Here is a 21,066-nt window from a genome sequence, read left to right as displayed (position 1 = left end):
CCAGGATCGCTCCCGTGACGATCAACGGCCGCGTCTCCTTCTGGTACGGCGGCGACCTGCCCGCCCCCCGCCCCGCCCTGTCCGGCCCCCGGCGCGCCGACGTCGCCATCGTCGGCGCCGGGTACACCGGGCTGTGGACGGCGTACTACCTCAAGCAGGCCCGGCCGGACCTCGACGTCGTCGTCCTCGAGCGCCGCTTCGCCGGCTACGGCGCCTCCGGCCGCAACGGCGGCTGGCTGACCAACACCATCACCGGCGGGCGCGAGGGATACGCGCGCACCCACGGCCGCGCCGTCGTCGGACGCTTCCAGACCCTCATGAACGAGGCCGTCGACGAGGTCATCGCCGTCGCCGCCGCGGAGGGCATCGACGCCGACGTCGCCAAGGGCGGCGAGCTCACCGTCGCGCGCACCCCGGCCCAGCTGGCCCGGCTGCGCGCGCTCGCCGCCGCCGAGGCCGCGTGGCCCGAGGGCGGCTCGGTGCTGCTCGACGCCGCCGCCGCCCGGGCCCGGCTCGACGTCGCCGGCGCGCTCGGCGCCCTGCACCACCCGCACGCCGCCCGGATCCAGCCGGCCACGCTCGCCCGGGGCCTGGCCGCGGCGGTCGAGCGACTCGGCGTGCCGGTCTACGAGGGCACGGCGGTGCGCGAGATCCGCCCGCACCTGGCCCGCACCGACGCCGGCGACGTCGAGGCCGGCGTCGTCGTGCGCGCCACCGAGGGGTTCACCGCCGACCTGCCCGGGCTGCACCGGCTGTGGCTGCCGATGAACTCCTCGCTGATCGCCACCGAGCCGCTGCCGCCCGAGGTGTGGGAGCGCCTGGGCTGGGCCGGTCGCGACGTCGTCGCCGACATGGCGCACGTGTACATGTACGCCCAGCGCACCGCCGACGACCGCATCGCCCTCGGCGGCCGCGGCGTGCCCTACCGGTACGGCTCGCGCACCGGCGCGGACGGGACGACGCCGGAGCGCACCGTCGCCGGGCTGCGCGCGGTCCTCGAGGACATGTTCCCCGCCACCCGCGGCGCCGCCGTCGACCACGCCTGGTCCGGGGTGCTGGCGGTGCCGCGGGACTGGAAGGCCACCGTGGGGCTGGACCGCGGCGCCGGGCTGGCCTGGGCCGGCGGGTACGTCGGCACCGGCGTGGCGACGACGAACCTCGCCGCCCGCACGCTGCGCGACCTCATCCTCGGCGAGGACACCGAGCTGGTGCGGATGCCGTGGGTGGGGCGCCGGGCCCGGCGCTGGGAGGTCGAGCCGCTGCGGTGGCTGGCGGTGCGGGCGGTCTACGGCGCCTACCGGGCCGCGGACCGCGCGGAGGCGCGCGGGACGGCGCGCACCGCCGTCGCCGCCCGGGTGGCGGACGTCGTCGCCGGCCGGTGACGCGGCCGGTGCGGCGTGCCACACCGCGCATTGTTGATCCGTCAACTAATGCCGGGTTACGGTGCTGGTGGCTGGCCGGTACCGGGGGGCGTGCGGCGCGAAGCGTTGAGCCTCCCCGTGCGCAGCCGGGGACGTGAACCCGACCGGTGTCACAGGCGCTCTGCCCGGCGCCGGTCGTCGTGCCCGCACTGACCGACCCGGCGCCGCGCGCCGGTTGCCGACGACACGAAGGACCCACCCATGACCCACATCAAGCTTCCGCGCGCCCTGCGTGACGTCTTCCTCCTCCTGGCGCGCGTCGGCCTCGGCGCGGTCTTCCTCGCCCACGGGCTGCAGAAGTTCGTCAGCAACGGGATGGGCGCCACCGCCGAGGGATTCGCCGCGATGGGCGTGCCCGCGCCCACCCTGGCGGCGTGGTTCGCCGCGCTCGTCGAGACCGTCGGCGGGGCCGCGCTGATCCTCGGCGCGCTCACCGCGGTGTTCGGGGTGCTCCTGGCGATCAACATGATCGGCGCGCTCCTCCTCGTCCACCTGCCCAACGGCATCTGGGTGACGGACAACGGCTACGAGCTCGTGCTGGCGCTGGCCGCCGGCGCGCTGGCCCTGGCGGCCGCCGGGGCCGGTCGCTTCGGCGTCGACGCCGTGCTCGGCAAGCGCTCCGCGGGCCAGGTCGCGCACGTCCGGGAGGCCGTGCCCGCCGGCCGCTGATCCACGATCGGCAGGGGCGAGGTCACCGCACGGCGGTGGCCTCGCCTCGCCGTCTGCCGACGAACCCCCGCCCAAGGCGGACCTGACCGGGAATCCGGTGAGCACGTCCGGGGAGATTCACGCGAGCACTGATTAGGCTCCTGTCACCGCGAGGGGACGGTGGTGGCGATGGTGCATCCTTCCGTGACCGATGTCCGCCTGGCGCGTGACCGCGGGAGCGACGGGGCGCTGCTGCGGGCGCTGAGCATCCTCGAGGCGGTGGCGGACAGCAACGGCGCCAGCGCCAAGGAGATCGCCGCGATCACCGACCTGCCGCTGCCGACCGTCTACCGCGTGGTGCGCCTGCTGGTCGCGGAGGACTACCTCGTCCACCTCCGCAGCGAGCACCGCTTCGAGCTGGGGTTCAAGGTCCACCACCTGGCGACGTCGCTCCATCGTCAGCTCGGCGTACCGCCGGTGGTGCGGGCCGAGGTAGCGCGGCTGCACGCCGACCTCGGCGCCGCGGCGTACTGGACGGTCTACCGGGGCTCGAACGTCGTCGTCGCCTACATCGCCGACTCGCCCGAGGCGCCGCGGATACGCCTGCTGGACTTCGGCCTGCACGAGGGCGCGCACGGCACCGCGTTCGGGAAGGTCATGCTGGCCGGGATGACCCCTGCGCAGCGCCGGGAGTACCTCGACGCCCACGGCATGCCGGCGATGACGCCCACGACGATCACGTCGGCCGAGGAGCTCGAGGAGCACCTGGAGAAGGTGTCCCGGGTGGGGATCGCCTGGGAGTACGAGGAGTTCCAGCCCGGACTGGTCTGCGCCGCGGTGGGGGCGCGCGACGCGGCCGGCCGGATGGTCGGGTCGGTGGCGGTCTCGGGCGGTCCGGGGCTCCGGCGCCACGAGCCGGAGGTCGAACGGGCGCTGCGCGCGGCGGCGAGCCGGGTGAGCCGGTGCCTCCGGGGACGAGACGCGTAGAGGCACCGGCTTCCGGTCGGCTCACACGCCCCCGGTCTTGAGCTGGTCGACGATGTGCTCCGCCTGCCGGGTGGCGAGCGCGACGATGGTGAGGGTCGGGTTGGCGGCGGCGCCGGTCGTGAAGACCGAGCCGTCGCTGACGAACAGGTTCGGCACGTCGTGGGCCCGCCCGAACGCGTCGACGACGCCGTCGGCCGGGTGCTGGCTCATTCGCGCGGTACCCATGTTGTGCGTGCTGGGGTACGGGGGCGTCCGCCAGACGTCCACCGCCCCGACCGCGCGGTAGAGCTCCTCGGCCTGGCGGTAGCCGTGCTCGCGCATGGCGACGTCGTTGGGGTGGTCGTCGAAGTGGACGTTGGGCACGGGAAGCCCGTGCTGGTCGGTCACGGTGGTGTTCAGGGTGACCCGGTTGGACTCCTGCGGCATGTCCTCCCCGACGATCCACAGGCCGGCGGTGCGCTCGAGCGCGTCGAGGCGGGCGGTGAACCCCGGGCCCCAGGTGCCGGGATCGGCGAAGCTGGCCATGAACGCCGGCCCGAGGGAGAGGGTCTCCATGTAGTACCCGCCGGCGAATCCGCGGTCGGGGTCGTGGCGTGACTCGTCGGCGATGAGGCCCGCCATCGTCTCCCCGCGCCACATGCGCACCGGCTTGTCGTAGGCCGCGTACACCGAGCCGGTGGTGTGCCGCATGTAGTTCTTGCCGACCATCCCGGAGGAGTTCGCGAGCCCGTCCGGGAACAGGGGGCTGGCGGACATCAGCAGCAGCCGCGGGGTCTCGATGGCGTTGCCCGCCAGGCACACCACCCGGGCGGCCTGCCGGTGCAGGTTGCCGTCCTTGTCGAGGTAGAGGACCGCGTCGACGCGGCCCTTGTCGTCGTGGGTGATCTGCACCGCCTGCGACTGGGGCCGCAGGTCCAGCAGGTCGGTCTTCAGGGCCTTCGGCAGCTCGCTGACGAGGATGCTCCACTTCGCCCTGCTCTTGTCGCCCTGGAAGTTGAAGCCGTCCTGGATGGAGGCCGGCCGCCCGTCGTACGGCTCGGCGTTCGTGCCGTAGGGGCCGGTCGCGTAGAACGTGTAGCCGACCTTCTCGGCGCCGGCGGCGAAGACCTTGTAGTTGTTGTTGGCGGGCAGCGGCGGGCGGCCGTGGCGGTGGGTGGTGCCGATCTTGATCTCGGCGGCGTCGTAGTACGGGGCCAGGTCCTCCAGGCCGAAGGGCCAGTCGAGCAGCGAGGCGCCGTCGATGCGGCCGTACATGCTGCGCGTCTTGAACTCGTGGGCGTGGAAGCGCGGCGTGGCGCCGGACCAGTGGGTCGTCGTCCCGCCCACCGCCTTGACGATCCAGGCCGGCAGGTTCGGGAAGTCCCGGGCGATGCGCCAGGTGCCGGTCGTGGTCCGCGGGTCCAGCCAGGCCATCTGGTTGAAGGCTGCCCACTCGTCGTTGACGTAGTCCTCGTTCGTCAGGTGCGGGCCCGCCTCGAGCAGCACGACCGGCACGCCGGCCTTGGTCAGCTCGTAGGCGATGGTCCCACCGCCGGCACCGGAGCCGACGACGACGACGGCGGCGTCGTCCTTGTCGATGGTCCTCATGTGCGCACCTCCCCGGCCTCGGTCTCCGTCGGTCCCGGCTGGGTGACCGTGTCGGGCTCGCGATGCATCGCCTGAGTCGGCACGGCGTAGCGGCCCGGGGTGTAGGGGACGAACTTCTCCGGGCCGTCGTACTCCTCGATGCGCGGCTCGGGCAGCCAGTCCAGGTCGTCGAAGCCGCGGTCGACGTAGCCGCCCTTGTCGAAGGAGGGGCCTTCGTAGCCGAGGCACGCCTGCACCTCGGCGTCGTCGTAGAAGTTGAGGACCGTGGTCCGCCGGACGAAGCCGAAGAACGTGGAGGCCTCCACCTGCCGGAGCACCGTGAGCGCCTCGGCGTCGCCGAGCGCGGTGAAGTCCCCGCCCGAGAGGACGTTGAGGTCGTTGAGGCCCTGGGTCAGGGCGACGCGCCACCACGTCGACTCGGCGGCCTCGTCGAGGATCTTCTGCGCGGTGCGCTCGTAGGGGCCGTCCGGGATCGCCCGGTGGGGGAAGGCCACCCGGATGACCCGGACGAGGACGCGCTTGGCGTCCTCGGTCATCTGGGTGGCGTTGAGCTGGTGGTACTTGGCCGGGAGGGCTTGGTCGGTCACGATCTCCTCCTGATTCGTCGACCGGTCTGCCGGGCAGGGCTCAGGGCGTGAGGATGCCGCGGCCGACGAGCCTGCCCTGGTCCAGGTCGTTGATGGCGTCGGCGTAGGCGTCGAGGGGGTACACGGAGGTGTGGAGGGAGATCTTCCCCTCCGCGGTGAGCGTCATGAGCTCGACGAGGTCCAGGTAGGTGCCGACGAGGTTGCCGACGACGTTGATCTCGCGCGAGATGATGTCGATCGTCAGCAGGTCCAGCGACCCGCCGTAGCCGATGACGTAGTAGTCGCCGAGATCGCGGAGCAGGCGCGGGCCCAGCCGCTCCATGCCCTGCTCGGCGACGAAGTCGAAGACGACGTGGGCGCCGCCGCCGGTGATCTCGAGGACCTCCCGGAGCACCTTCTCGTGGTCGCCGGCGACCACGGTCGCGTGGGCGCCGAGCTCCTTCGCGAGCTCCAGCGCCTGCTCGGAGCGGTCCACGACGGTGATGTGCGCCGTCGTCAGGGCGACCAGGGACTGGATGCCGATGTGCCCCAGCCCGCCGGACCCGATCACCACGACCTGGGTGCCGGGGGTCAGGCGCGGGGCGGCCTTGCGGACCGCGTGGTAGGCGGTGAGGCCGGCGTCGGCGAGAGCCGCGATGTCGCGTGGGTGCAGGCTCGGGTCGAGCTTGACCACGGCGCGGGCGTTGGTCAGCAGGTACTCGCTCATGCCGCCGTCGACGTTGAGGCCCGGGAAGGTGGCGTTCGCGCAGTGGGCGTCCTGCCCCGCCCGGCACGCCAGGCACAGCCCGCACGTGACCAGCGGATGCATGATCACGGTGTCCCCGGGCTGGACGTTGCTCACGGCGCTGCCCACCTCGCGCACCCACCCGGCGTTCTCGTGGCCGAGGATGTACGGCAGCTGGGGGTGCTGGATCGGTTCCCACTGCCCCTCGATGATGTGGAGGTCGGTGCGGCACAGGCCCGCCGCCCCGATCTCGACCATCACGTCCCAGGGCCCGGCGACCGTGGGCTCGGGGACCTCGTCGAGCTTGGGCGTCTCGTGGTAGGCGTGGATCCGGACAGCTTTCACGGTGCGTTCCGCCTCTCGGTCAACACTGACTCGATGCCGTGGGTGCAGTGTCGGCCGGACCCCGCCCGCGCAGCCAGAGCCGTTATCAGCTGCTGAGAGAGCGGCGGCCCGGGCCGCCGGCCGGGGCCCCGCGTCCTCGGGCACGGTGGGGTGTCCACGCCGTGGTCACCGCGGGCCCCGCGGCCCGGGCTTCCTAGGATGCCGGGAGTGATCGTCGCCACTGTGCTGCCCGAGGTGTCCCGGTGACGGGGCCGGCCGAGTCCGCCGACGAGCCGATGCGCTCGCGGCTGCGCCTGCCCGGTGCCGCGGACCGGGTGGTGCTGGTGGGGGCCCTCGGCATCGTCAGCGCGGTCAGCCCGCTCGCCACGGACATGTACCTCGCGTCCATGCCGCACATGGCGGAGTACTTCGGCACCTCCGCCGCGGCGGTGCAGCTGACCCTGACCACCTACATGGTCGGAATGGCGCTGGGCCAGTTCCTCCTCGGGCCGGTCTCCGACGTCCTGGGCCGGCACCGGCTCATGGTGACCGGCAACGTCCTGTTCCTATTCACTTCCGTCGCCGTCGTGCTGGCCCCGAGCATCGGCCTGGTCATCGCGCTGCGCGTGGTCCAGGGCGTCTCGGGGGCGGCGGGGATCGTCATCGCCCGCGCCGTCGTCTCGGACATCGCGGATGGCCGGCAGGCCGCGAAGCTCTTCTCGATCCTGGCCACCATCACCTCCCTGGCGCCGGTGGTGGCCCCGCTGCTCGGCGGGGTCATCGCCACCGTCGCCCCGTGGCAGGCGGTGTTCTGGGTGCTGGCCGGCTTCGGGCTGGTCATGCTCGCCTGCTCGGTGCTCGTCGTCCCGGAGACCCTGCCGTCGGCGCGGCGCCACCGGGGCGGGCTGGCCGCGGCGGCCCGCAACTCGTGGATCGTGCTGCGCACGCCGTCGTTCATGGCCTACGCCCTGGCGTTCGCGCTGGCGTTCGGCTCGCTGTTCTCCTACATCTCCGCCTCCTCGTTCGTGGTGCAGAACGTCCTCGGGTTCTCCGCCCTCGCCTACTCGGTGGTGTTCGCCGTCAACGCCGGCGGCGCCATCCTCGGCAGCCTCGTCAACGCGCGGCTGGTCGACCGGCTCGCCCCCGCCACGATCCTGCTCGTGGCGGTCGGCGTCCTGTGCGCGGTCAACGTCGGCGGACTCGCCCTGATCGCGGCGGGGATCACCGGGTGGCCGACCCTCGTGCAGTTCTTCGTCAGCCCGACCTGTCACGGCTTCATCCTGGGCAACGCCGTCGCGCTCGCCCAGTCGCGCGTGCCGGGGCGGGCCGGCGCCGGGTCGGCGGTCATCGGCCTGCTGCAGTTCCTCACGGGCGGCCTTGTGAGCCCGCTGACCGGGCTCGCCGGGCAGCACACCGCCGTCCCCATGGCGGTGCTCATGGCCCTGTGCTCGACCCTCGCGATGACCGCGGCGCTGGTCGCACGGCGGCTCACCCGCTGACGGCGGGGCGCTCCCGCGGCCGGCCCATTCCGCGCTCGCCCCCCGGCCGGCCCGTTCCGCGCTCGCGCCCCGGCCGAACGGTGCCCGGGGCGGCACGCCGCGAAGCTCACTCGCCCCCGGCAACTCATTCGCCAAAGCGGGCATCCAGCGTTGGACCGCCGCCTGAATGGGGCTTCGGGAAACAAACGTGCAACACGCGTGTGATCTGACCGCAAAAATGTTGACTTACGGTGCGGCCTGACGCACACTCGTTGTCACCCCAGTCAGCGGCCCGACAACGGTGCGGGCATCTGCCGACGAGAGCCCCTGGAGCATCCATGAAGACCCTCCGTACCCTTGCCGCGGCCACTGCGGTCGCTGCCGTCGCCCTCGCCGCGTGTTCGGCCTCGAGCTCCACCGAGCAGCCGGCCGCCGCAGGCGTCGATGGTTCCTCCCAACCCGCCTCGAGCGACGCGCCCGAGGGCCTCGTCGCCCCCGGCGCGGTGACCTTCTGCATCGACCCCGAGTACCCGCCGCTGGAGTACTACGCCAACGGTTCGGGCGGGGACATCGTCGGCTTCGACGCCGACGCCGGACGGGCCCTCGCCGAGCACTGGGGCGTCGAGCCCAAGTTCGAGATCACCTCCTTCGACGGGCTCATGCCGGGCCTGCAGGGCAGCCGCTGCGACATGATCCTCGGCGGCCTGTACATGAGCGCCGAGCGCCTGCAGGTGGCCGACGCGAGCGCGATCATGAACGCCGGCCCCGCCGCGCTCGCGAAGCCGGAGCTGGTGGGCGAGCTGAAGGAGAAGCTGGACCTGTGCGGGCGCACCGTCGCCACGCAGGCCGCGTCGAGCAACGCCGCCACCGTCAAGGCGATGGCCGAGGAGTGCAAGGCCGCCGGCAAGGACGCGCCGAAGGTGGTCGAGTACCCCAAGACCGCCGAGACCGTCCTGGCGGTGCTCAACGGCAAGGCCGAGGCGCTGGTGGAGACCAACGTCGCCGCCGCCTACATGGCCACCCAGAACGCGGGCAAGCTCGAGGTGGCGAACGGCGTCTTCGACCCCGACACCACCTTCGGGGTCTTCAGCCGCAAGGACGACCCGCTCTCCCCGGCCATCACCGACGCGTTCAAGGCGCTGTACGACGACGGGACGCTCGCCGAGATCGCCGAGAAGTACAACCTCGACGCCGCGATCCTCGACGTCTACTGACCGCCACCGGGCGGCGCGCGAGCGTTCGCGCGCCGCCCGGCCCCTGCAGGGAGCCCGCCCGTGATCTTCGACTTCTCGATCTTCGTCCAACAGCTGTTCAGCACCGACTACCTCAAGGGCGCGCTGCTCTCCGTCGCCGTCGCCGTCCTCGCCCTGGTGCTCGCCACCGTCATCGGCTTCTTCGCGGCCCTCGGCCGCACGTCGACCAAGGCGTACCTCCGGGGCCCGGCCAAGGCCTACGTCTGGTTCTTCCGCGCCATCCCGGCGCTGCTGGTCCTGCTGATCATGTGGAACGCCCTGCCCCAGCTCGTCCCCGCGCTGCGCCAGGACTGGTTCACGCCGTTCATCGCCGCCTTCATCGGCCTCGGGATCGTCGAGGCGGCGTTCATGGCCGAGATCATCCGTTCGGCACTGTCCAGCGTGGACGACGGCCAGGCGCTGGCCGCCCGCGCGCTGGGCATGACCCCGGCGAAGGTCATGGTCAAGGTGGTGCTGCCGCAGGCGGTGCGGATCGCCCTGCCCCCCACCGGCAACGAGCTCATCGGGCTGGTGAAGTACTCCTCGCTGGCCTCGGTCATCTCCCTGCGCGAGCTGCTCACGACGGCGCAGGTGGGCGTCAACATCACCTTCCGGTACGCGGAGTACTACGCCGCCGCCATCATCTACTACCTCGTCATCGTCACCCTGCTCACCCTCGTGCAGGGCTGGGTGGAGCGGAAGTTCGCGTGGACCTCGGCCCGGGCGCCCAAGACCGTCCGGGCGCGCACCGCCGTGCCGGCGGGCAAGGGCGGGCTGTCGTGAGCGCCACCGAGACGATCCAGGAGCACACCATGACCCAGGAACCGGTCATCCAGGTTCGCAACCTCCACAAGACCTACAACGGCATCGACGTCCTCAAAGGCGTGAACTTCGAGGTCGACAAGGGCCAGGTCAAGGCTGTGCTCGGACCCTCCGGGTCCGGCAAGTCCACCATGCTGCGCCTGATGGCCCTGCTCGAGCCGGCCGACGCCGGGGAGCTGATCCTCAAGGGCCGCCGGGTGGGCGCGCGCGAGGAGCGCGGCCGCACCGTCCACCTGCCCGAGCGCCAGCTCGCCGTGCAGCGCCGCGAGGTGGGCATGGTGTTCCAGCGTTTCAACCTCTTCCCGCACCTGACCGCGGCCCGCAACGTCATGCTGGGCCTGACGTCCGTGCAGGGCGTGTCCCACCACGAGGCGCGCGAGCGGTCCCTCGCCATGCTCGAGCGCGTCGGCCTGGCCGAGCGGGCCGAGCACTACCCCTCCGAGCTGTCCGGGGGCCAGCAGCAGCGCGTCGCCATCGCCCGGGCCCTGGTGATGAACCCCTCGGTGATGCTCTTCGACGAGCCGACCTCCGCGCTCGACCCCGAGCTCGTCGGCGAGGTGCTCGACGTCATGGAGAGCCTCGCCGAGAGCGGCATGACGATGATCGTCGTCACCCACGAGGTGCGCTTCGCCCGGCGCGTGGCCGACGAGGTCACGTTGTTCGACGGCGGCGTCATCGTGGAGCAAGCCGCCCCGGAGGAGTTCTTCACCAGCCCCCAGCACGAGCGCACGCGGCGGTTCCTCAGCCATGTCCACTGACCTGCACACCGTGACCGCCACCCTGAGGGCCGTCTACACGGACATGGACGACACCGACTTCGCCCCCGGCGCCGACGCCCTGCGCCGCGGCGGGTTCGCCGTGGACTACCTCGACACCCAGGACGCCGAGGCGATCGTGGCCGGCGCCGCCGACGCCACGGCCCTGCTGGTCGGCTACGCGGAGATCACGGCGGACATGATCGCGCGGATGCCGCGGCTGCGGGTCATCGCGCTGATGTCCATGGGGTACGACAACGTCGACGTCGAGGCGGCCCGCCGCCGCGGCGTCTGGGTGACCCACATCGCCGGGGCCGCGACCGAGGAGGTCGCCGCGCACACCCTCGCCCTCACGCTCGCCGTCACCCGCCGCCTGCCGTTCTACGGCGAGCGCGTGCAGGCCGGGGAGTGGAACGTCCGCGACGCCGTCGTGCCCCGGCGGCTCAGCCAGGCCCGCCTGGGCGTGCTGGGCCTCGGCCGCATCGGCGCCCGCTTCGCCGAGCTCTCCCGGCCGGTGTTCGGCGAGATCGTCGGCTTCGACCCGGCGCTGCCGGACACCGCCGAGACCCGCGAGCGGCTCGCCCGCGCCGGCGTCCGCCGCGCGAGCCTGGAGGAGGTGCGCGACACCTCGCACGTCCTCTCCCTGCACATGCCGCTGACCGCGGAGACCGAGGGGCTCGTCGACGCCGCCTTCCTCGCCCGCATGCCGGCCGGCGCCTACCTCGTCAACGTCAGCCGCGGCGCGCTGGTCGACGCCCCCGCGGTGCGCGCCGCCGTCGACGGTGGTCACCTCGCCGGCGCCGGCCTGGACGTCCTCGAGGAGGAGCCGCCCCCGGCGGACCACCCCCTCCTCGGGCACCCGGCGATCCTCGTCACGCCGCACGTCGCTTACCTCTCGGACGTCACCGATCGGGAGTACGTGCGCCTGCAGGCGCAGAACGTGCTCACCTGGCACGCGACCGGCCGCCCCGACACACCCGTCACCGAGCTCCCCTGACCTCTCACACCGATCCCCGGGACACCCACCTTGCGCAAGCTCGCCCACTTCGACGCCCGCCCCTACGGGCACGACCCGCTGGTCCTGACCGCCCGCACCATCCACACCCTCGACGCCGACCGGCCCACGGCCGAGGCGCTGCTCCTCGTCGGCCCGCAGATCGCCGCCGTCGGCACCCTCGCCCAGTGCCAGGAGCAGGCGCTCGAGCTCGCCGGCCGGCCCGCCGAGGTCCGTGACCTCGGCGACGCGGTGATCGTGCCCGGCTTCATCGACGCCCACGCCCACCCGCTCATGTTCGGCCAGATGATGACCTGGGTGGACTGCGGCCCGGACCAGGCCCGCTCCATCCCGGAGATCGTGGCCCTGCTCCGCGCGGCCGCCACCCGCACGCCGGCGGGCCGGCCGGTGCGCGGCTACGGCTACGAGCACCGCAACCTGGTCGAGGGACGCCACCCCACCCGCTTCGAGCTGGACGAGGTCGCCACCGACCGCGAGGTGTACCTCATGAACGCCTCCGGTCACGGCGGCGTCGTCAACTCCTTCACCTTCGACCGCTACGGGGTGGACCGCGACACCCCCAACCCGCCCGGCGGGGAGTTCTTCCGCGACGCCGACGGCGAGCTGACGGGCGAGCTGTCGGACGCCGCGTGCAACATCCTCACCGGCGTCTCGGGCGTCAAGGTCGGCCACCACGGCCCCAACTTCCACCTCGCCGACGCCCCCGAGGAGCACCTGCGGCAGCTGCGCGCGGCGCAGGAGGCCTTCCTCGCCGGCGGCGTCACCGCCATCGGCGACGCGCAGGTCTCCCGGCGCGAGCTCGACATGTACCTGCGGCTGACCGAGGAGGACGACCTCAAGGTCCGCGTGAGCATGTACCTGCTCTCGCACCTGCTCGACGAGGCCCTCGAGATGGGTCTGCACGGGCAGTTCGGCAACTCGCGGCTGAGCTTCGCCGGCATCAAGTTCTACGCCGACGGGACCCTCGGCGGGTGGACCGCCTACTTCCCCGACGGCTACGTCGGCGACCCGTGCCGCACCGGGCAGATGTACCACGAGCCCGACGAGTACGGCGCGCTCATCAGCCGGGCGCACGCCGTCGGGCTGCAGACCGCCACCCACGCGCAGTCGCCCACCGCCCTGGAGATGGTGATCTCGGCCATCGAGGCGGCGCTGGCCGAGCGGCCCGACCCCGACGCCCGCCACCGCATCGAGCACTGCGGGCTGCCCACGCCCGAGCAGATCGGCCGCATGGCCAGCGCCGGGATCTACCCCGTCAACCAGCCCCAGCACTACTACAACTGGGGCGAGGGGGTCACCGCCGCCGTCGGCACGCCGGGGGAGCGGTTCAACCCCCTGGGCGAGTTCGTCGCCGCCGGGGTCCCGGTCACCATCAGCTCCGACGCCCCCGTGGCCGACCCCCGCCCGCTGGAGGCCATCCAGGCCGCCGTCACCCGCGTGACCCGCCAGGGGCACCGCCTCGGCCCCGACAGCCTGCGCATCTCCGCCCGCGACGCCCTGCTCGCCCACACCCTCAACGCCGCCCGGGCGCTGGGCCGGGAGGACGAGCTCGGCTCGCTCCGGCCCGGCAAGCGCGCCGACCTCGTCGTGCTCGGCGCCGACCCCCTGACGGTGGCGCCGGAGACCATCGCCGCCATCCCCGTCCTCGAGACGTGGGTCGACGGCGCGCGCCAGCACACCGCCGCGACCGCCCCCGAGCTCGTCACCCCCTAAGGAGGATCCGTGACACAGACCTACGCGCCCACCACCGGCCAGGACCTCGCGACCGCGAACGCCGGCTACGCCGTCATGGCGACGCTGCGCGGCTACGGCATCGACACCGTCTTCGGCATCCCGGGCACCCACAACCTCGAGCTCTACCGGCACCTGGCCCCCCTCGGCATCCACCCGGTGACCTCCCGCCACGAGCAGGGCGCGGGCTACGCCGCCGACGGCTGGGCCCAGCAGACCGGGCTGCCCGGCGTGGTCATCACCACCTCCGGGCCGGGGCTGCTCAACGCGCTCTCCGCGGCCGGGACCGCCTACTGCGAGTCCCGCCCGCTCATCGTCCTGTCCCCCGGGGTGCCCGAGGGCGAGGAGTTCGCCGACATCGGCTCCCTGCACGAGACGAAGGACTCCACCGGCGCCGCCGGGGCCATCGTCGAGTGGAGCCGCCGGGTGCACTCGGCCACCGAGGCCGTCGAGGCCATCCACGAGGCGTTCGAGCTGTTCCGCTACGGCCGGCCCCGCCCGGTGCACATCGAGATCCCGCTCAACGTCCTCGAGGGGCCCAGCAACTGCCCGCCCGCCCTGCTCGACCCGCGCCCGCGCCGGGCCCCGCGGGCCGCCGCGGACGCCCAGGTGGCCGAGGCCGCGCGGCTGCTGCGCGCCTCGGGCCGCACGGTGATCCTCGCCGGCGGCGGGTCGTTGCGGGCGGGCGCCGCGCTCGTCGACCTGGCCGAGCTGCTGCAGGCGCCCGTGGTCACCACGCTCAACGGCAAGGGCGCCGTGCCCGAGAGCCACCCACTCTCCCTCGGCTCGGACATCCGCCTCGCCACCGCCCAGCGGGTGTGCAACGAGGCGGAGGTGCTGCTCGTCGTCGGTTCGAAGATCGGCGAGGCCGAGCTCTGGGGCGGGTCGATCGCGCCGGGCGGCGCCGTGGTCCGCGTCGACATCGTGGCCTCGCAGGTGGACAAGAACGTCCCGGCGACCTTCGCGCTGGTCGGCGACAGCGCCGCCGTCGTGCCCCAGCTGGTGGCCGCGCTCGCGGGCCACCGGGCGGAGCCGGCCGACCTGGCGCCGGTCCGCGCGGCCCTGCGCGAGGAGGCCCGGGCGATGGCGCCCGCCCTGGCCCGGATCGCCGAGACGGTCGCCGCGGCACTCCCGCCGGACACGATCCTGGGCGGCGACTCCTCGCAGATCACCTACCTGGGCACCGCCTCCTTCGTGCGGCAGGACCGCCCGCACTCGCTGCTCTACACCCCCGCCTACGCCACGCTGGGCTACGGCCTGCCGGCCTCGATCGGCGCCAAGGTCGCGGCCCCCGACCGTCCGGTGGTGTGCGTCATCGGCGACGGCGCGCTGATGTTCGCCGTCCAGGAGCTGGTCACGGCCGTCGAGCAGCGCCTCGACCTCGTCGTGGTGTGCGTCGACAACGGCGGGTACGGCGAGATCCGGCAGAACGAGGCCGACCGCGGCATCCCGCCGGTCGGCGTCGACCTCACCCAGCCCGACTGGGCGGCGCTGGCCACCGCCTTCGGCGGCACCGGCCACGCGGTGACCTCCGCCGACGAGCTCGCCCCGGCGCTGGCCGCGGCCCTGCGGCGCGGCGGCCTGCATCTCCTCCACGTCCCCGTCCACCACTTCCAGGCGGACCCCACCACCACCGAGGACCTGCGATGACCGAGACCTCACCCGCCCTCGCCGCGCCGCCGCTGACGGCGGACGCCAAGGCCACCGCCCAGCGGTGGATCGACGAGCACATGGACCAGCTCTCCGCCTGGCACCGCCACATCTGGGAGCTCGCCGAGCCGGCGTGGCGCGAGTACCGCTCCGCCCGGTGGTACGTCGAGCGCCTGCGCGAGGAGGGCTTCACCGTCGAGGAGGGCAGCGGCGGCATGCCGACGGCCTTCAGCGCCACCTGGACGAACGGGGAGGGGCCGACGCTGCTGACCTACGCCGAGTACGACGCCGTCCCCGGCAACTGCCAGGCCGCCGACGTCGAGCCCGGCCCCCGCGACGGGCTGAGCCCGCACGCCCCCGGCCACACCGACCCCCACTCGGCGCTCGGGATGGCCACGCTCGCCGGCCTGCTGGGCACCAAGCACGCCATGGAGGTCCACCAGATCCCCGGCACGCTGCGGTACACGGGCGAGCCGGCCGAGAAGGTCCAGGGCTCCAAGGTGGTCCACGGCCTGCGCGGGTACTACGACGGCGTCGACGCCATCGTCAGCTTCCACCCCTTCTACATGCTGCCGCTGTGCAACACCGCCCGGTGGGACACCCAGTGCGGGAGCTACTACAGCAAGGTCTACACGTTCGTCTGCGACGAGCCCGAGACCTGGCAGCTCAGCGCCAACCCCAACTCGCCCATCCCCGCGTCGCACTCCGCGGCCCGCGCGCCCGGCGCGAACGTGGCCCTGATGAGCATGTACACGGCCTCCCGCGTCATGCAGGACGCGATGCTGCCCAGCTTCGGTGGCTGGAGCCTCTCCGACGCCATCCTGCCCGGCGGGCAGGCCACGGCCGACAACCTGCCGGCCCGGGTGGCGCAGATCCAGTACTCCTGGCGCTGCCCCAGCCTGGAGATGGCCGAGCACGTGCTCGCCGTGCTGGACCGCAACGCCGAGCACGCCGCCGCCATGGCGCATTGCACCCTGCACACGACCTGGGTGGCCCGCAACCGCCCGGGCCGCACCAACCACGTGCTCGCCGAGGTCCTCTACGACAACCTCGAGGGGGTCGGCGCCCCGAGCTACGGCGCCGAGGCCGTGGCCGCCGCCCAGCAGATCCAGCGCAGCCTCGGGATCGCCCCCATGGAGAAGCCCTTCCTCGACGAGTGCGAGCAGCTCATCGCGCCGCGGGACGCCGAGGCGGCGCTGCGCGAGCATCTCGCGCCCTGGCAGAAGAACTGGACCAGCGACGACTACGTCGAGATGACCCACTACGCGCCGACCGTGCGCTTCTACGTCTCCCGGCCCGCGCTCAAGCCGGCTCAGGGACGGGGCGCCTACCCCGGCTGGGTCATGAACGCACTGGGCGGCATCCCCGCGACCATCGACCCCACGATCGAGGTCGCCGGCAAGACCGTCGCCGGGACCTTCGTGGACCTGCTCACCCGGCCCGGGGTCCTCGAGCAGGCGCGGGCGGAGTTCCGCCGCCGGGTCGAGGAGGAGCCGATGCCGCCGCTGCTGCCCGCCGACTTCACCCCGCCCACCGAGCTCGCCTGGCCGGACTACGCCACCGCGCCCGACGGCGCCCGCGTGTGGCACCCCCGGGTGCCCTGACGGCGCATCCCCCCTCCACGCAAAGGACGTCATGACCACCTTCGCCGTCACCGAGCCGCTCACCGGCCGCACGCTGCGCGAGTACCCCACCGCTACCGACGAGGAGATCCGCGAGGTGCTGGCGCGGGCGGACGCGACCCACCGCACCTGGGGGCGGGGCACCGCCGCGGCGGAGCGATGCGCCCGGCTGGCCCGGGTCGCCGAGCTGTACGAGGAGCGGGCCGCGGACCTCGCCCGGATCATCGCGGTCGAGATGGGCAAGCCGGTCGCCGAGGGCCGCGAGGAGGTCGCGCTCGTCGCCGACATCTATCGGTACTACGCGGAGTACGCCCCGGCCTTCCTGCGCGACGAGCCGCTCGGGCACGCCGCCGGCGGGGACGCCGTCGTGCGCAAGGAGCCCCTCGGGGTGCTGCTGGGGATCATGCCGTGGAACTACCCCTACTACCAGGTGGCCCGGTTCGCGGCGCCCAACCTCGCCGCCGGCAACACCCTGCTCCTCAAGCACGCCCCGCAGTGCCCGGAGTCTGCCCTCGCCATGGCGCAGATCTTCCGCGACGCCGGCCTGCCTGACGGCGCGTACGTCAACGTCTTCGCCACCAACGCGCAGGTCGCGGACGTCATCGCCGACCCGAGGGTGCAGGGCGTGTCGCTGACGGGATCCGAGCGGGCCGGGGCCGCCGTCGCCGAGATCGCCGGCCGTCATCTCAAGAAGGTGGTCCTGGAGCTGGGCGGGTCCGACGCGTTCGTCCTTCTCGACACCGACGACCTCGACGCGACCGTCGCGCTCGCCGCCGCGGGGCGGTTGTACAACGCCGGGCAGTCGTGCAACGCGCCGAAGCGGTTCCTCGTCATGGACCACCTCTACGAGGAATTCGTCGCCCGCTTCGCCGCCGCGGTCGGCGGGATCCGCCCGGGTGACCCGCAGGCGCCCGCGACGGAGCTCGGGCCGCTGTCGTCCGGGGCCGCGGCGGCGACGCTGCGCGAGCAGGTCGCCGGGGCCGTGGCCCAGGGCGCCGAGGTGGTGGCCGGGGACCTCGTTCCTGACGGCGCGTGCATGGCGCCCGTCGTGCTCACGGGGGTGGAGCCCGGCATGGACGTCTACCGGCAGGAGCTGTTCGGGCCGGTCTCGGTGGTCTACCGCGTCTGCTCGGACGAGGAGGCGGTGCGCGTGGCGAACGACAGCCCCTACGGGCTGGGCGCCTCCGTCCACAGCCGGGACCTGGGCCGCGCGCTGCGCGTGGCCGAGCAGCTCGAGGTCGGCATGGTGTACGTCAACGGGGTGGACGCCAGCGCGCCCGAGCTGCCCTTCGGTGGCGTCAAGCGGTCCGGCTTCGGGCGCGAGCTGGGACGCTACGGGATCGAGGAGTTCGTCAACCGCAAGCTCATCCACGTGCGGCCCTAGCCGGACTGCGCGGCCGGGCCCACGCCGCACGCCCGGGCGGGGGCCAGCCCCTGCCCCTTGCCCGCATGACGGCGTCGATGGAACTGTGAAGAGGTGCCCGTGGACATGCTCGACGAGTCGCTCCTGCGACTGCTCCAGGAGGACGGCCGCGCCTCCTACAGCGACCTGGCGAAGAAGGTGGGCGTCAACCGGTCGGTCGTGGCCAGCCGGGTCAACCACTTCCTCAGCTCCGGGGAGGTGCGCGTCACGGCAGCGGTCCACCCCCGTCTCCTCGGCCTCGCCGTGCTCGCGCACCTGGCGCTCCGGGTCACGGGGGACACCCGGGTGGTGACGGAGCGCCTGGACGCCATGACGTCGGCGGTGTTCGTCTCCGAGACCACCGGCGCCTTCCAGGTGGTGGCCGAGCTGCGCGTGGAGACGATGTCCGACCTGTACGAGGACATCGCCCGGGTCCGCGAGCTCACGAACGTCGTCGACGTCCAGGTCCTCGTCTACGAGCACGTCATCCGCAGCCTCTTCCTCGGCGAGGAGCCGTCGCTCCTGGACTGGGAGCTCGACGACACGGACATCGAGATCATGCGGATCCTGCAGCACAACGGCCGCGTGGGCTACGCCGAGCTCAGCGCGGCGGTGGGCCTGTCGGTCAGTGCCTGCCGCACCCGGGTCCTGCGGCTGCTCGATGCCCACGTCATGCGCGTCGGGGCGATCCGGAGCCGGCACGGCGGGTCGGCGTCGTTCGTCTTCGGCATGGGCATCAGCCCCGCCGGGGGCGTCCCGGCCGTGCTGGACCTGCTCGCCTCGGTCGACGGGGTCGAGTTCGTCGCCCGCACGGTGGGGCGCTACGCGATGGTGGCGACCGTGGCGGTGAAGTCGCTGGCGGAGTACAACGACCTGCTGCGCGCGGTGCGCCGGCTCCCCGGGGTGAGCTCGGCCGAGACGTGGATCCACGCGGACATCGTCCGCGAGCGGTACGAGAGCACCCTGGACCGGCTGATCAGGGACCGGCAGGAGCCGCTCGCCGAGATGCAGTGAGCGAGCTGCCCGCGCCGGGGGCGGGCGGCTACGGCAGCCGTGAGGGGCGCCGCCAGACCGCCTCGCCGGCGCGGTCCGGCTCCAGCGGCACCGGGCTGACCAGCACCGCCGGCCCGCGGTGCAGGACCCCGTCCGACAGCGGCCGGCACCGCAGGCCGCCGCGTCCGCGCATCGCGGCGTGCGCGCCGGGCGCGAGGACCTGGTCCATCCAGGCACACGGGTTGGCGGGCCGCCCGCCGCGCAGCCGCACGGGCTCGGCGCCTGACACGACGGTGAACTCCTCGCCGAGCAGCGGGGCCAGCTGGGCCCCGCGCAGGACGACGTTGCGCCGGGTGAGCAGCGGGTCGAAGGGGGCGGCGCCGAGCTCGGCGGCCATGGCCTCGAGCCCCTCCACGGCGAGCAGGGTGACCGCGGCGTCCATGTGCGCGGCCTTGCCGAAGAACCGGTCGCCGACGATGCCCTTGCCCGCCACGACCTCGACACGGTCGGCGTCCGTCGTCGGGACGTCCGCGGCGCCGTCGCGGGCGCGCCCGAAGTACGCGTGCCCGGGCGAGACGAGCAGGTGCAGGATCTCGACGTCGTACCGGTAGGTCGCGGTCACGTCGCCCAGTCTCGCCTACCGCGGTGCTCGACCGCCTGGGCGGCGCGGGCCTACGGGAAGGGGCGCCGGTCGGGCTCGCAGACGGTGCCCTTCGCCGGGGTGACCAGGTCGACGAGGTAGCGCTCGCGTGCCTGGTCGGTGCACGTGCTGGGTTCCTGGTAGCTCGGGTGGCCCCAGCCGTCCACGGTGAGCAGCACGGCGTTGCCGAGCCGCTTCTCGGCGGCCCGGGCGTTGCCGTACCCGGTGGCGGGGTCGTACCGGTTGTTGATCAGCAGGATCCGCGTCTTGGTGCTGGCGTTCCACGGGCCGGTGTAGCGGTCGTCGCTCGTGGCCGGCCAGCTCGACGCGCACGGCGCCCACAGCCACCATCCCAGCACCGGTCCCCAGAGCCTGCTGGAGTCGGTGAGGTCGTCGATCACCCGCGGCCAGGCGGTGGAGGGCCGGTGGGCGGGGCCGTCGAGGCACGAGATCGCCGCCGACTTCGTGGCCTCGGCGTAGGCCTGGGGTGTCCGTTGCTGCCGCGCCGCGGTCTCCAGGGCCGAGGCGTCACCGTCGGCGGCCGCGTTCAGGTCCTTTGCGAACTGCGGCCATGCGTCCGGCAGCCGCAGCGGCGTGAAGGTGGTGGCGAGCAGGCCGCCGTAGCTGAGCTCGCCGGGTGGGTCGGCGTGCGGTGCGGGGATCGGCGCCCGGCGCGCCGTGGCGAAGACCCGCGCCACGCGCTTCTCGACGGTCTCGCCGTGGCCGGCGAGCGCACAGCGGTGCGGGCCGGCGCTCTGGCAGAGCGCGACGAACTGGCCGAAGACGTCGTCGGTGAACGCGACGTCGTTGACGGTCCTCGTCTCGGCGCCGGCGGAATACATGACCGGCTCGACGAGGCCGTCGAGCATCATCGCCCGCACCCGGTCCGGGAACAGGTTGGTGTAGGTCTGGCCGATCATCGTCCCGTAGGGAGAGGCCGATGTAGGTCAGCCGGCGGTCCCCGACGGCCTGGCGCAGCGCGTCGAGGTCGCGGGCGGCGTCCGCGGTGGAGATGTGGTTGAGCAGATCCCCGCCCACCTCACCGCACCGGCGCGCGAGCTCGACGGTCTTGCGCTGGTAGGCCTGCGACTCGGCCGTGGTCGAGGGGGATGGACACGCCCGCCCAGAACTGGTCCCGTTCGGAGTCGCTGCGGAAGCAGCTCACCGGCGAGCTTGCGCCGGTGCCCCTCGGATCCCAGCCCACCACGTCGAAGCGGCCCCCGCCCCACTTGTCGAAGTCCGCCCCTCCTTCCCCGACCACCTCGACGCCGCTCTGTCCCGGTCCGCCCGGGTTGAGGAATGCGGATCCGATGCGCTCCCGCGGGCGACTGGCGAGATGGCGGATGACGGCCAGGTCGACGTGCTCGCCGTTCGGGCGGTCCCAGTCCAGCGGCACCGAGAGCGTGCCGCACTGCAACTGGTCGTCGTCGGCGAATGCCGGCTGGCAG

19 protein-coding genes are annotated in these 21,066 nt (G+C 73.3%); 13 read left to right on the top strand and 6 right to left on the bottom strand.

Annotation, left to right across the window (positions count from 1 at the left end):
• Positions 1-14: 14 nt before the first annotated feature.
• From GD880_RS14745 to GD880_RS14735, 3 genes are all read left to right on the top strand, one after another.
• Positions 15-1,382 (top strand): NAD(P)/FAD-dependent oxidoreductase, encoded by a 1,368-nt coding sequence (locus tag GD880_RS14745; protein ID WP_152232365.1) that lies wholly within the window; start codon positions 15-17, stop codon positions 1,380-1,382.
• Positions 1,383-1,622: 240 nt separating this feature from the next.
• Positions 1,623-2,090: a DoxX family protein gene (locus GD880_RS14740; protein ID WP_226909694.1), complete on the top strand. Its 468-nt coding sequence runs from the start codon at positions 1,623-1,625 to the stop codon at positions 2,088-2,090.
• A 183-nt stretch (positions 2,091-2,273) separates the two neighbouring features.
• Positions 2,274-3,056, top strand: coding sequence for an IclR family transcriptional regulator (locus GD880_RS14735; protein ID WP_193314539.1), 783 nt, complete (start codon positions 2,274-2,276; stop codon positions 3,054-3,056).
• A gap of 21 nt (positions 3,057-3,077) precedes the next feature.
• On the opposite strand, the gene GD880_RS14730 is transcribed toward GD880_RS14735, so the two are convergent.
• Genes GD880_RS14730 through GD880_RS14720 form a run of 3 tightly spaced genes read right to left on the bottom strand, consistent with a single transcriptional unit; the run spans position 3,078 to position 6,299 of the window.
• Positions 3,078-4,643, bottom strand: coding sequence for a GMC family oxidoreductase (locus GD880_RS14730; protein WP_152232363.1), 1,566 nt, complete (start codon positions 4,641-4,643; stop codon positions 3,078-3,080).
• Positions 4,640-5,230, bottom strand: coding sequence for a hypothetical protein (locus GD880_RS14725; protein ID WP_193314538.1), 591 nt, complete (start codon positions 5,228-5,230; stop codon positions 4,640-4,642). The genes GD880_RS14730 and GD880_RS14725 overlap by 4 nt, the downstream gene beginning before the upstream one ends.
• 40 nt (positions 5,231-5,270) lie before the next feature.
• A complete protein-coding gene (locus GD880_RS14720) occupies positions 5,271-6,299 on the bottom strand; it encodes an NAD(P)-dependent alcohol dehydrogenase (protein WP_152232362.1) in 1,029 nt (342 codons plus the stop codon).
• A gap of 242 nt (positions 6,300-6,541) precedes the next feature.
• Between GD880_RS14720 and GD880_RS14715 the strand changes: the two genes are divergently transcribed.
• The 10 genes from GD880_RS14715 (at position 6,542) to GD880_RS14670 (ending at position 18,999) form a co-directional block, all read left to right on the top strand.
• Complete coding sequence (locus GD880_RS14715) at positions 6,542-7,777, top strand: multidrug effflux MFS transporter (RefSeq protein ID WP_226909693.1); 1,236 nt, start codon at positions 6,542-6,544, stop codon at positions 7,775-7,777.
• Positions 7,778-8,094: 317 nt separating this feature from the next.
• Positions 8,095-8,970, top strand: coding sequence for an ABC transporter substrate-binding protein (locus tag GD880_RS14710; protein ID WP_152232361.1), 876 nt, complete (start codon positions 8,095-8,097; stop codon positions 8,968-8,970).
• Between the two features lie 60 nt (positions 8,971-9,030).
• Entirely contained in the window at positions 9,031-9,771 is a 741-nt protein-coding gene (locus GD880_RS14705; protein WP_152232360.1) for an amino acid ABC transporter permease, read from the top strand.
• Between the two features lie 29 nt (positions 9,772-9,800).
• Positions 9,801-10,568, top strand: a complete 768-nt coding sequence (locus GD880_RS14700; protein WP_152232409.1) for an amino acid ABC transporter ATP-binding protein — start codon at positions 9,801-9,803, stop codon at positions 10,566-10,568.
• Positions 10,558-11,562 (top strand): C-terminal binding protein, encoded by a 1,005-nt coding sequence (locus GD880_RS14695; RefSeq protein WP_152232359.1) that lies wholly within the window; start codon positions 10,558-10,560, stop codon positions 11,560-11,562. Before GD880_RS14700 ends, GD880_RS14695 begins: the two co-directional genes overlap by 11 nt.
• Positions 11,563-11,592: 30 nt before the next feature.
• Positions 11,593-13,293, top strand: a complete 1,701-nt coding sequence (locus tag GD880_RS14690) for an amidohydrolase (protein ID WP_152232358.1) — start codon at positions 11,593-11,595, stop codon at positions 13,291-13,293.
• Between the two features lie 9 nt (positions 13,294-13,302).
• The gene (locus GD880_RS14685; RefSeq protein ID WP_264372289.1) at positions 13,303-14,961 is read left to right on the top strand and encodes a thiamine pyrophosphate-binding protein; all 1,659 of its coding nucleotides are present in this window, start codon (positions 13,303-13,305) and stop codon (positions 14,959-14,961) included.
• Positions 14,958-16,565, top strand: coding sequence for a zinc-binding metallopeptidase family protein (locus GD880_RS14680; protein WP_152232357.1), 1,608 nt, complete (start codon positions 14,958-14,960; stop codon positions 16,563-16,565). The genes GD880_RS14685 and GD880_RS14680 overlap by 4 nt, the downstream gene beginning before the upstream one ends.
• Positions 16,566-16,596: 31 nt before the next feature.
• Positions 16,597-17,967 (top strand): NAD-dependent succinate-semialdehyde dehydrogenase, encoded by a 1,371-nt coding sequence (locus GD880_RS14675; protein WP_152232356.1) that lies wholly within the window; start codon positions 16,597-16,599, stop codon positions 17,965-17,967.
• 105 nt (positions 17,968-18,072) lie between these two features.
• Positions 18,073-18,999, top strand: a complete 927-nt coding sequence (locus GD880_RS14670; protein ID WP_226909699.1) for an Lrp/AsnC family transcriptional regulator — start codon at positions 18,073-18,075, stop codon at positions 18,997-18,999.
• A 28-nt stretch (positions 19,000-19,027) separates the two neighbouring features.
• Here the strand turns inward: GD880_RS14670 and GD880_RS14665 are convergent, their stop codons facing one another.
• The 3 genes from GD880_RS14665 to GD880_RS14655 all read right to left on the bottom strand — a co-directional run bounded on the left by GD880_RS14665 (position 19,028) and on the right by GD880_RS14655 (position 21,035).
• Positions 19,028-19,600, bottom strand: coding sequence for an MOSC domain-containing protein (locus GD880_RS14665; RefSeq protein WP_152232354.1), 573 nt, complete (start codon positions 19,598-19,600; stop codon positions 19,028-19,030).
• A gap of 50 nt (positions 19,601-19,650) precedes the next feature.
• Positions 19,651-20,538: an alpha/beta hydrolase gene (locus tag GD880_RS14660; RefSeq protein ID WP_193314537.1), complete on the bottom strand. Its 888-nt coding sequence runs from the start codon at positions 20,536-20,538 to the stop codon at positions 19,651-19,653.
• Between the two features lie 119 nt (positions 20,539-20,657).
• Positions 20,658-21,035: a hypothetical protein gene (locus GD880_RS14655; RefSeq protein ID WP_152232352.1), complete on the bottom strand. Its 378-nt coding sequence runs from the start codon at positions 21,033-21,035 to the stop codon at positions 20,658-20,660.
• Positions 21,036-21,066 lie beyond the last annotated feature (31 nt).

Source organism: Georgenia ruanii (genome assembly GCF_009193175.1).
Lineage (GTDB): Bacteria > Actinomycetota > Actinomycetes > Actinomycetales > Actinomycetaceae > Georgenia > Georgenia ruanii.
The sequence above is the reverse complement of the archived record's forward strand: the minus strand, read 5'-3'. Positions and strand labels throughout refer to the sequence as shown.